Source organism: Cupriavidus pinatubonensis (assembly GCF_019602855.1).
GTDB classification, from domain to species: Bacteria; Pseudomonadota; Gammaproteobacteria; order Burkholderiales; family Burkholderiaceae; genus Cupriavidus; species Cupriavidus pinatubonensis.
On sequence record NZ_CP080767.1, the window covers coordinates 2,967,774 to 2,979,404 of the forward strand.

Here is an 11,631-nt window from a genome sequence, read left to right on the forward strand (position 1 = left end):
TCATGTCAATCCGCGAACAACTGGCAAACGCCGGGCCGGCATTCGCCACCAATGGACACGCTGCCATCCAGTTCAGCATGGCGGCCAAGGCTGCTTCGCCCGGCTACCATGCACTCAAGCGCGATGTGCATGAGACCGTGCTCGACCGGGTCGAACTGGAACGCCTGGCGCTCTTCCCGCCAGAGCAGGTAAAGCAGGAAATCGCCGCGCTCGTGAATGTGATCGTCGATGAACAGAAGGTTCTGCTCAACGACAACGAGCGCCGGCAACTCATCGTGGAGATCTATGACGAGATGTTCGGCTTCGGCCCACTGGAGCCGCTGCTGAAAGACCCCACGGTATCGGACATCCTGGTCAATACGGCGCGCCAAACCTATGTAGAAAGGCGGGGCAAACTCGAACTGACCGACGTGCTCTTCTACGATGACGCTCATCTGATGAAGGTCATAGAGAAGATCGTTTCGCGCGTAGGCCGCCGTATCGACGAGACCAGTCCGATGGTTGACGCACGCCTGCCAGACGGTTCTCGCGTCAATGCCATCATTCCGCCCTCTGCCATCGATGGGCCGCTGCTGTCCATCCGCCGCTTCTCCGTGAATCCACTACAGGTGGCAGACCTAGTTGACTTGAAGAGCCTGACGCAGCCGATGGCACAACTACTGCAGGCACTGGCGCATGCGAAGGTGAACGTACTGGTATCCGGTGGCACCGGCAGCGGCAAGACAACGCTGCTGAACATTCTTTCCGGCTTTATCCCCGAAGACGAACGCGTGGTCACCATCGAAGATGCGGCGGAACTGCAACTGCGGCAGCCCCATGTACTGCGGCTGGAAACCCGCCCGCCCAATATCGAAGGAAAAGGAGAAATCACGCAGCGAGCACTGGTGCGAAACGCACTGCGGATGCGACCGGACCGCATCATCCTGGGCGAAGTGCGCGGTGGCGAGGCGCTCGACATGCTGAACGCCATGAACACTGGCCACGAGGGCTCGCTGACGACCATCCACGCCAACACGCCACGCGATGCGCTTACGCGCCTGGAAAACATGGTCAGCATGGCGGGACTGACCATGCCCGCCAAGTCGATGCGCCAGCAAATCGCCTCGGCCATCACCGTGATTGTCCAGGCGGCACGCATGACCGATGGCCGGCGCAAGATCATCAGCATCCAGGAGATCACCGGCATGGAAGGCGACATCATCAACATGCAGGAAATCTTTACTTTTCAGCGGACCGGCGTAGCCGAGGACGGCACCGTGCGCGGACATTTCCGGGCCACCGGCGTTTATCCGAAGTTCGCCGAGCGGCTGCGCGTGTTTGGCGTCGGCCTGCCAGATGAAACCTACGACCCCGCGCGCCGCTACGAAGTCTGAGCCGCCATCGTGCCAACATCGGTTCAAAACGCCACTGGGAGACGCAGATGAGCATGATCTTCTATGCCTTCAGCATCCTGCTGTTTGTCGCGGTCGTTCTCTGCCTCGAGGGCATCTACCTCTGGTGGAACAGCTACCACGGCCCCTCGGCCAAGCGGATCGAGGCTCGGCTACGCGCCATCTCCGCTGGCGGACAGATCAGCGCCGATCGCCTTTCCATCCTCAAGAAGCGGCTGCTCAGCGAATCACCCCAGATGCAGCAGTGGTTGATGCGCCTGCCACGCATCGGCTCGCTCGACCGCTTGCTGGTCCAGTCCGGCAGCACATGGTCGGTCGCGCAGTTGCTGGGGTATTGCGGGTTGGTGGTGCTCTGCACGGTGGCGCTGATCCCACTAGTGCCGATCCCGATACCGGTCATGCTAGCTGTCGCTGCCGTGATCGGCCTGCTGCCCATGCTCCGTGTGATGCGGCAGCGGGCCAAACGGCTCAAGCAAATGGAAGCGCAACTGCCCGATGCCGTGGACATGATAAGCCGTGCACTGCGTGCAGGGCACTCGTTCTCGGGCGCTCTGGGCATGGTCGGCCAGGAGATGAAGGCCCCCATCGGCCCGGAGTTCCGCACCACTTTTGAAGAAATCAACTACGGCGTGGCGCTTGACGAGGCGATGACCAACCTTGCGATGCGCGTGCCAGTGGGCGACCTTCGCTACTTTGTCATCGCGGTACTGATCCAGCGAGAGAGCGGAGGCAACCTGGCGGAGATCCTCGACACCATCGGCACCATGGTCCGCGAGCGACTCAAGTTGTTCGACAAGATTCGCGTGCTGTCGGCTGAAGGGCGCTTGTCGGCGTGGATACTTGGCCTGCTGCCCTTCTGTACGGCAGGCCTGATCCTAGTGGTCAACCCAGGCTTCATGAAGGTTTTGTGGGAAGACCCCATCGGGTGGCGGATGATCGGAGGCGCGCTGGTATCGATGACACTTGGCGTGCTGTGGATGCGCAAGATCATCCGAATTCGCGTATGAGACGACAACAACAACAAGCAAGGCTTGGGCGGTCACTCTGACGGGAGTCCATCATGCAAGGCATCATCCAGGGATTTCAGGCGAACCAGCTCGTCGTACTGGCACTGGTCTTCATCGCGGCATTCGGCTCGGTGTTCGGCATTCTTTACGCGCTCTCGCCGAACCGCATGCGCGGCCGGGTGGAACAGATTGCAGGGCAGGCGGGCGGCACTGCAGCGGATCCCAACCAACAGCATGCCTGGTTGGAAAAGCTGGTGCAGTGGGCACAGCCAGTCTCCCGCCTGTCCCTGCCCAAAGAGGGCTGGGAGAACTCGCAATTGCGCGTGCGTTTCATGAACGCCGGCTGGCGCAGCGCCAGCGCCGCGCCACTGTACTTTGCCGCCAAAACGGTGCTGGCCCTGGGGCTGCCAATGATCGGGCTGCCTGCCGTCACCGGACGCCTGGGCTTGCAGGACCAGTACATCATATTCTCGCTGCTCGTGGTCCTCGCGGCGATCGGCTACTACCTGCCCAATTTCGTATTGGCCCGCAAGGTGGCGCAGCGTCAGCGCACCGTGTTCGAGGAGTTTCCCGACGTCATCGACCTGCTGACGGTCTGCGTGGAGGCAGGGCTCGGGCTTGATGCCGCACTGATGCGCGTTGCCGACGAACTGGCCCTGCGCTGCCCCGTCCTGGCCGACGAACTGAAGCTAATGCTGCTGGAGTTGCGCTCTGGTTTCTCGAAGGAGAAGGCATTGTCAAACCTATCGCTACGCACTGGCGTTGAAGATGTGGACAAGTTTGCCTCCATGTTGATCCAGGCCGACCGGTTCGGCACGAGTCTGGGCGAGTCGCTGCGCGTGTTGTCTGACATGTTGCGCACGAAGCGTCGCATGCGCGCCGAGGAACAAGCGGCGAAGATTGCACTGAAGCTGCTGTTCCCGCTGATCTTCACGATCTTCCCGTCTCTGCTGCTTGTCCTGCTGGGACCAGCATTCATCCAGATCTACAGGGTGCTCCTGCCGACCATGTCAGGTGGAAACTGACGCCTCGCGTGGCGCCTGGGTTGAAAAGTTCCCCCGGCTGTCTTGCGCTGGCGCAATGCCAGGCGGTCGGCCTTGCCCGGACGACGGTCCGGGCTTTTCTGCTTTGCGGAGCCATCCCGGTGCGTGCCGGTCGCTTGACCATGGCCGCGGACTTCTAAAAAATACCGGAAACAGTCAGCCGGAAGTCAGACCCATGAAAATCCGCATACTCAGCGATCTGCATATCGAACACAACATGCCGCAGGCAATTCCCGACTGCGACGCAGACCTTGTGATTCTGGCCGGCGACATTGCCAATGGGCGAACTGGCATTGACTGGGCCGCCTGCGTCTTCGATAAACCGGTGCTCTATGTGCCCGGCAATCACGAGTACTACGAGAGCACATTCGAGACGGTGGACCGGCTGATGGCAGAAGCCGCTGCCGAGCATCGGCAAGTTCAGTTGCTGGTTGAGGGCGTGGCCGAGTTTGGGACCGATCCACACCAGCGAGTACGCGTAATCGGCACGACCTGGTGGACCGACTACGCGCTGTTCGGCGCGGACCGACGCGACGCTTCGATGCAGGCCTGCTCGTCAGTGATGCTGGACCACCGGCTGATCGAACTCGCCGACAATCATGGCCGCCTGCGACACTTCACGCCCCAGGATGCGCTGACACGGCATGAGGCGGCTTCGGCCTGGCTCGCGGCCCAACTGGCCCAGCCGTTCGACGGCAAGACCGTGGTCGTGACACACCATGGCCCGGATCTGGGGAGTCTGGACCCACGTTTTTCGCACGACCTCGTGTCTGGAGGGTTTCTGTCGCGTCGCCCTGATCTGGTAGCGCAGGCAGATCTCTGGATCCATGGACACACGCATACCAGCTTCGACTACGGGATCGACAATTCGCGCGTGGTCTGCAACCCGCGGGGGTATGTAAGCCGCAGCACCGGCGAGTTGGAGAACAGTCGGTTCGACTGGTGTTACGTCGTCGAAATCTGAGGCATCCATGGCGAGGGCTGCCAAAGCCGGGTGAGAGAATCGCTTCCAACTTCCCAAGCTAGGGAAATCACATGTCGTCCAAGCATGAAGGAGTGCGGGTTATGCCCCGCCTGACGGTCTACGCTTTCGCGATACTTGTGATCGAGATCCTGGTTCTGGCGATCTGGATTGCCCATTTCTATATCTTGAAAGACCACTCGTCACCGATGGTTGGCTTCGACTTCGGGGTTTTCTGGTCTGCGGCACGGGTGGCCATGGAGCATGGGGCAGCCGCGGTTTTCTCGCCACAGTGGATGTTGCCTGTGGAGGCCGCATTGGGGCTCGACACCTATGCCGCATGGCCTACCCTCCCACATTTCTGCTTGCGGTCCTCCCATTTAGCCAACTGCCCTTTGGCGTTGCGCTGACGCTGTACTCGGTACTCGGCTTGATCGCTTATGGATCTGCCCTGGTGTACTTGTGCCGCAGGCTTGACCGGAAATATTTGCCGGTGCTGGCAGCGTTCCCCGGCGTCTCCATTGCCATCGGGCTTGGCCAGAATTTCCTCTTCACCGTGGCGGCTGCCGGCGCGGCGCTTGTCATGATCGAGTTTGATGCGGCACTTGCCGGAGTGTGCATCGCGTTCCTCGCCATCAAGCCGCAATTCGGCGTATTGTTCCCCCTGGCACTGATTTGCAGCAGGCAATGGAATGTGTTCGCCGTTGCCGCGCTTTGTACCCTCACATTTGCCGGAGCCACCGTTGTCGCGTTTGGACCGAATGCCTGGTATGCATTTAAGACGTTTCTCCCTCAATTCAGCGAACTCGCAGTAAACCAGGGCGGCAGCATGATGTGGCCTGGCATGCCAACCATGTTTGCGCCAGGGCGAAATGCCGGCTTGTCCGTCAATGCCGCTTATCTGTTGCACGGCGTTGCGGCAGTACCAGCGGCGGTTGCAATGGCCTTTCTCTGGGCCCAGCGCGCCAGATTCGAACTTCGAGCGGCTGCACTTATCATCGCCACGATGCTGATGCAACCCTATGTCATGTTCTACGACCTGGTCTGGCTCATCCTGCCAATTGTCCTACTCTTGCGCGACGCCCGGGCGGCGGCGCTGGGGAGCATGGAACGGCTTATCCTCGCTGCAGCATGGCTGGCGCCGGCACAAGCACTCCTCTCGGCATACCTTCACCATTATCTGAACGTCCTTCCCGCCGTTCTGTTGTCTTTGCTCGTCATCGTCGTGCGACGGCATCTGGCGGCGACAGTTGCAGCGCCGGCTATCAGCAGCTGATGAGAGCGCGTAAGCGTGCCTGTTCGGAAATACCAGCTCCGTACCACCGCATGACTCGAAACGCGAACAAAAACCCCCGCAAGCTCGCGCTTGCGGGGGTTTTTTCAGACAGCCTGCCCGTTAAGGCAGTCGGCAGTCGGTCGGCCTGATTTACATCATGCCTTCCATGCCGCCCATGCCGCCCATGCCGCCCGGCATTGCCGGAGCCGACTCTTCCTTCGGCGTTTCGGCAACTGCGCAGTCCGTGGTCAGCATCAGCGATGCCACCGAAGCGGCGTTCTGCAGTGCGGTGCGGGTAACCTTGGTCGGATCCAGCACGCCCATTTCCACCAGGTCGCCGTACTCGCCCGAAGCCGCGTTGTAGCCGTAGTTGCCCTTGCCTTCGATGACCTTGGCAACGACGACCGAAGCTTCTTCACCAGCGTTCAGCACGATCTGGCGCAGCGGCTCTTCCATGGCGCGCAGCACGATCTTGATACCGGCGTTCTGGTCCGGGTTTTCACCGGTCAGTGCCGAGATCGCAGCGCGGGCACGCAGCAGGGCCACACCGCCGCCGGGGACGATGCCTTCTTCCACCGCAGCGCGGGTGGCGTGCAGGGCGTCTTCCACGCGGGCCTTCTTTTCCTTCATTTCGACTTCGGTGGCAGCGCCAACCTTGATCACGGCAACACCGCCGGCCAGCTTGGCCACGCGCTCTTGCAGCTTTTCACGGTCGTAGTCCGAGGTCGCTTCTTCGATCTGGGCACGGATCTGCTTCACGCGGCCTTCGATCGCAGCTGCGTCGCCGGCGCCGTCGATGATGATGGTGTTTTCCTTGCCGATTTCGATGCGCTTGGCTTGGCCCAGGTCGTTCAGGGTCGCCTTTTCCAGCGTCAGGCCGATTTCTTCAGCGATGACGGTGCCGCCGGTCAGGATGGCGATGTCTTCCAGCATGGCCTTGCGGCGGTCGCCGAAGCCCGGAGCCTTGACGGCGGCGGTCTTCAGGATGCCACGGATGTTGTTGACCACCAGGGTCGCCAGGGCTTCGCCCTCGACGTCTTCAGCAATGATCAGCAGCGGGCGGCCAGCCTTGGCCACTTGCTCCAGCACCGGCAGCAGGTCGCGGATGTTCGAAACCTTCTTGTCGAACAGCAGCACGAACGGGCTGTCCAGCTGGACAACTTGCTTTTCGGGGTTGTTGATGAAGTACGGCGACAGGTAGCCGCGGTCGAACTGCATGCCTTCCACGACTTCCAGCTCGTCGGCCAGCGACTTGCCGTCTTCGACGGTGATCACGCCTTCCTTGCCGACCTTGTCCATGGCTTCGGCAATGCGCTCACCGATCGAGGTGTCGCTGTTGGCCGAGATCGCGCCAACCTGGGCGATTTCCTTGCTGGTGGTGGTCGGCTTGCTGACCTTCTTCAGCTCTTCCACGGCGGCGGCGACAGCCTTGTCGATACCGCGCTTCAGGTCCATCGGGTTCATGCCGGCGGCGACGAACTTCATGCCTTCGCGCACGATCGACTGGGCCAGAACGGTAGCGGTGGTGGTACCGTCACCGGCGTTGTCGCTGGTCTTGGAAGCCACTTCCTTGACCATCTGGGCGCCCATGTTCTGCAGCTTGTCCTTCAGCTCGATTTCCTTGGCCACGGACACGCCGTCCTTGGTCACGGTCGGGCCGCCGAAGCTGCGCTCCAGCACCACGTTGCGGCCCTTCGGACCCAGGGTAACCTTCACTGCGTTGGCGAGAATGTTCACGCCTTCGACCATCTTGGCACGGGCGGCGTCGCCAAATACTACGTCTTTTGCTGCCATGTTCTGATTCTCCTAATTCGGTACGGTGCTAGTCGTCAACAAGTGATCACTTGTTCACCACGGCCATGATGTCTTCTTCGCGCATGACCAGCAGCTCCTGGCCATCGACCTTCACGCCCTGGCCGGCGTACTTGCCGAACAGCACACGGTCACCCACCTTGACGTCGAGGGCAATGTTGTTGCCCTTGTCATCCTTCTTGCCCGGGCCGATGGCCAGCACTTCGCCTTGATCCGGCTTCTCGGCGGCGTTGTCGGGAATCACGATACCGGACGCGGTCTTGGTTTCATTGTCCAGACGCTTCACGATCACACGGTCGTGCAAAGGACGCAGATTCATACGGACTCCTAGATACAAAAGTGAGTTTTGATTCACAAACGGGCCGCGATTCAGCCTGGCTGAACCTCGCTGGCCGCGGAATTTCGGGTACCGCAGGGAGCTGTTAGCACTCACCCCCAGCGAGTGCTAATTATAGGGACGGGGTATGGCCATTTCAAGACAGCGGCTTGATGGGGGTTTTCCCTTGGGTCAGGTGGGGAGCATTTGGCGGACCGGGTGTCGAGATTCCGTCAACGTTGAATTTCGTTCACCTAACTTTGCACCCCCAAGTGGGGATTACATGCGGCCTCATCGCCACAAATTCTTTAATAATCAGTAGCTTAACTAATAACAGGCCCCAGAACGTGAACCATGTTTCCGGCCCTGGCGCACTTGCTCTAAGCAGCAAGCGAAGCACGTTTAGCCGAGCGGGTCGACTGGACCGATTGCATGCGGCGATCAATGGCTAGGCGGCACAACTCTCCGCCATGGCGGGCTTCGCCTGCCCCAAGTCGTCAACTGACCCTTCAGTACGTATGGACGCTACTTGGCTTCTGCTGTCAGGATCAGTGCAATCACATTCGCATCAAGAAGGGGGCGAAGAAGGACCGATTAGCGAGGGCCACATCTCCCGAGCGATGTGACGGCAACAAGCCGCTAAGGTTCCAAGCGAGAGAAATAGGCGACACATTCTTACTCGATGGTACAAAATACCCGCGGCGCAAGAGCTAGGACGACGAAAGATGCAAATTTTCAGCTATCGCAGTGGCGGATCATGGCGAGCCGTCGAACCGACTAACAAAGACGAGAACGGCAAAGTCGTTCCGGACGAGGCCCAGCTAGAGATCACACGAAGTCTTTCGGATTGCTTTCGGTGCAATAACTTGGTCGTTCTCACCGGGTTGGGAACTTCACTCAACGTCAACGTCAAACAGTCCCCCTCCGACAAGCCGAGGTTGCGAGAACCTATCGAAGGCAAGCGTCTTGCACCGACGATGGGCGACCTCTGGAGCGCAGTGAAGAACAAGAACGACGCGACGTTCGAGAACGTTTTTTCGCTGTCTAAGTGTCCCGAAAACAGCAGGGGGAATATTGAGACGCTCCTCTCCTACTGTAAGGCCGCATCAGATTTCATTGATGACCCTGCCGACAAGGCGATAGTAGAGGCATTCATTGAGAGTGCAGAGGACACCGTTCGCGATTCGGTTCGATTCCTGACGCCAGACGATGACCTCGGCGTACATTCCGACTTTCTGCGTCGCCTGGCCCGCCGGTCGTCTCGCAAGATTCGCTCGAAGATCTTCACGACGAACTACGATTTGTGCTTCGAGTACGCTGCACGACGCGGGCGCTACGTTGTAATCGACGGTTTCTCACATACGACCCCTCAGGTCTTCGACAGCCTCTTCTTCTCATACGACATTGTGAAACGTGATAGCAATCCAGACAGTCACGATTTCATCCCAAACGTATTCCATTTATACAAGCTTCATGGCTCCGTGGACTGGACGAAGAACCAGAAGACAGGAGAGATTGAAAAGGACGACTCTACCGAGACACCTATTCTCGTCTACCCGCGGAATACAAAATACGAACTGGCCTTCGAGCAACCATACCTCGAAATGATGTCAGCATTCCAATCTGCGATCCGACAACCGGATACTGGCTTGCTCATCCTTGGCTTCGGATTCAATGACAACCACATCGCTGAGCCGATACTGTCCGCCATCAACTCGAATTTGCATCTGAAGGTCGTCGTGTGCGACCCCGCGCTAGGCCCTTGGATGCAGGATGGCACATGTATGGGCGGAGCCGATACGAAAAATCCCCATCTCGCCAAGATTCGCTACCTGATTGAGCACGGAGACGCGCGTCTCAGCCTCATCAGTGCAACTTTCAAGGAGATCGTTCCGCATCTTCCTGACATTGCAGCGGAAACCGATCTCGAGCAACACGTCGAGCGCGTGCGACTGCTTCGGGGTGCCGCATGACCAAGGCCGCACTACCCACGAGCCCATTTGATTCGAGTCGCTATGTCGGTTCCGTCACGTATATCAGTCCTGATGCGATCAAGATAAACCTGCCTCACGCCGCGAGCGTTAGTGCCCGCCAGTATTCGGGCTATCCGGTTCTTGGAGGCCAGGTAGGTGAATTCGTTTTCATCGAGGGTGAGGGTGTTGCTGTGCTGGGACGGATTACTGAAGTTCAGTTGCCCGACAGCGAGCGGTTGAAAGCCGAGCCTGCAGTTGGTGAACGACCAGATGCACATCCCATCGGTTATGTGCAACTACTCACAACATTGGAATTGTCTCAAGGCTCAGTCATTTCAGGAATACCACAGCACCCTCGCATCGGTCAGCATGTCTATTCCGCACACCCCCTGCTTGTGAAACATGTCATTGAAGGAGGCTTATCGGATCCGGAAGGAACAATGGAGCTTGCCACCATCCCCGAGGATTTCAACACAAAGGTCAATGTAGGACCGAAGCAAATGTTCGGGCGCCACTGCGCTGTGCTTGGCGCCACAGGAGGGGGCAAAAGCTGGACGGTAGCCAGAATCGTTCAAGAAGCCGCTCGCCTCGGCGGAAAGATCATTTTGGTGGACCCTACCGGCGAGTTCCACACCTATAGGGACAAGGTCCACACGGTATTTCTCGGGGGACGTGCCAGCGGCGATCAAGATGACCGTACATTCGTCGCCTTTCCATACTGGGAACTCACCGAAGCCGACCTGTTCGCGATATTTCAGCCGAGCCCGCAGTCGCAGGTCCCGAAGCTTCGCGAGGCGATGAAGAGTCTGAAGCTCAAGTGGCTGCTAGACGAAGAGGATACGAAGGCAAAGGCCGCCGCCAGCGGCGCAGAGTCGCACTCAGGGAGCGACTTTCCCGCGGGCGCTGAGGAGAAGGATCTAAAAGCCGGCTTGTATGTAAAGGCAAACCAGCCTCGCAAGGTGTTCCATCAGCAGTGGTCGCGACGTCTCGCACAAGTTGAGGCTGAAGGCGCCCGATATGACATCGCCAAGTTGTGCTTTCAGATAATCGAAGAGTGCGTACAAGAACCTGCTTCGAGAAACTGGGGCAGTTACGACGATCGCACAAGATCATTCTGCGAGACGCTCATCTCGAAGATCTACTCCCTCTTGCGCTCCCCGTCACTCCGGTGCCTGTTCCATCCTGGAGAGTTCGAGTCCCTTACGGACCATATTACGCGCTTTCTGTACTCTGATGACCGAGTTCTGCGAATCTCCATGGAGTTTTTGTCATTCGAGCATGGAGCCCGCGAACTATTGACAAATGCAGTGGCAAGATTCCTGCTCGGCATGGCAAGGAGCGGGCAGTTTGCCAATATGCCCACCGTGGTTGTCTTAGATGAGGCCCACCAGTTCCTGAACAAAAGCATGGGCGATGAAAATAACCGCATCCATCTTGATGCGTTTGGCTTGATCGCCAAAGAAGGGAGGAAGTACGGACTGACGACCGTGTTGGCTACCCAGCGGCCGCGCGACATTCCGGAGGACGTTCTAAGCCAGATGGGGATGTTTGTGGTTCACCGGCTAATTAATGAGCGGGATCGCGAGGTGGTTGAGAAGGCCTGTGGGAGCTTGGACGCCTCGGCGGCCGCATTTCTGCCTACTCTGGGACAAGGTGAAGCCATCCTAGTCGGCGTTGATTTTCCGATGCCAACACCGGTAAAGGTAACAAAGCCGCGTCACCCGCCGAAATCTGAAGGACCTTCATTCAAGAACTGGCGACCACAAACCGCTAGCACCGTCGGCTAATCGCTCTACGAATGGCTTTTTGACCGGTACGGGGAGTAGCGATTGGTGACCGTCGGCACCTTTTC

10 protein-coding genes are annotated in these 11,631 nt (G+C 58.9%); 8 read left to right on the forward strand and 2 right to left on the reverse strand.

Annotation, left to right across the window (positions count from 1 at the left end):
• Positions 1–2: 2 nt before the first annotated feature.
• The 6 genes from K2O51_RS26455 (at position 3) to K2O51_RS26475 (ending at position 5,678) form a co-directional block, all read left to right on the forward strand.
• Positions 3–1,373, forward strand: a complete 1,371-nt coding sequence (locus tag K2O51_RS26455) for a TadA family conjugal transfer-associated ATPase (RefSeq protein WP_220630972.1) — start codon at positions 3–5, stop codon at positions 1,371–1,373.
• 47 nt (positions 1,374–1,420) lie between these two features.
• Positions 1,421–2,398 carry a type II secretion system F family protein gene (locus K2O51_RS26460; protein WP_220630973.1) on the forward strand — a complete coding sequence of 326 codons (978 nt, stop codon included), beginning with the start codon at positions 1,421–1,423 and terminating at the stop codon, positions 2,396–2,398.
• 53 nt (positions 2,399–2,451) lie between these two features.
• Positions 2,452–3,423 (forward strand): type II secretion system F family protein, encoded by a 972-nt coding sequence (locus K2O51_RS26465; RefSeq protein ID WP_220630974.1) that lies wholly within the window; start codon positions 2,452–2,454, stop codon positions 3,421–3,423.
• A 193-nt stretch (positions 3,424–3,616) separates the two neighbouring features.
• A complete protein-coding gene (locus tag K2O51_RS26470; RefSeq protein WP_220630975.1) occupies positions 3,617–4,405 on the forward strand; it encodes a metallophosphoesterase in 789 nt (262 codons plus the stop codon).
• 101 nt (positions 4,406–4,506) lie between these two features.
• Positions 4,507–4,812 carry a hypothetical protein gene (locus K2O51_RS35270; protein WP_245001880.1) on the forward strand — a complete coding sequence of 102 codons (306 nt, stop codon included), beginning with the start codon at positions 4,507–4,509 and terminating at the stop codon, positions 4,810–4,812.
• Entirely contained in the window at positions 4,743–5,678 is a 936-nt protein-coding gene (locus K2O51_RS26475) for a glycosyltransferase family 87 protein (protein ID WP_245001881.1), read from the forward strand. The genes K2O51_RS35270 and K2O51_RS26475 overlap by 70 nt, the downstream gene beginning before the upstream one ends.
• 150 nt (positions 5,679–5,828) lie before the next feature.
• Here K2O51_RS26475 and groL read toward each other — a convergent pair whose 3' ends face one another.
• Together groL and groES are read right to left on the reverse strand one after the other, a co-directional pair.
• Positions 5,829–7,472 (reverse strand): chaperonin GroEL, encoded by a 1,644-nt coding sequence (gene groL / locus K2O51_RS26480; RefSeq protein WP_011298805.1) that lies wholly within the window; start codon positions 7,470–7,472, stop codon positions 5,829–5,831.
• Positions 7,473–7,518: 46 nt separating this feature from the next.
• Complete coding sequence (gene groES / locus K2O51_RS26485; RefSeq protein ID WP_008644494.1) at positions 7,519–7,809, reverse strand: co-chaperone GroES; 291 nt, start codon at positions 7,807–7,809, stop codon at positions 7,519–7,521.
• Positions 7,810–8,531: 722 nt separating this feature from the next.
• On the opposite strand from groES, the gene K2O51_RS26490 reads away from it, so the two are divergent.
• Positions 8,532–9,779 (forward strand): SIR2 family protein, encoded by a 1,248-nt coding sequence (locus tag K2O51_RS26490; protein ID WP_220630976.1) that lies wholly within the window; start codon positions 8,532–8,534, stop codon positions 9,777–9,779.
• Entirely contained in the window at positions 9,776–11,566 is a 1,791-nt protein-coding gene (locus K2O51_RS26495) for an ATP-binding protein (RefSeq protein WP_220630977.1), read from the forward strand. Before K2O51_RS26490 ends, K2O51_RS26495 begins: the two co-directional genes overlap by 4 nt.
• Positions 11,567–11,631: the final 65 nt, after the last annotated feature.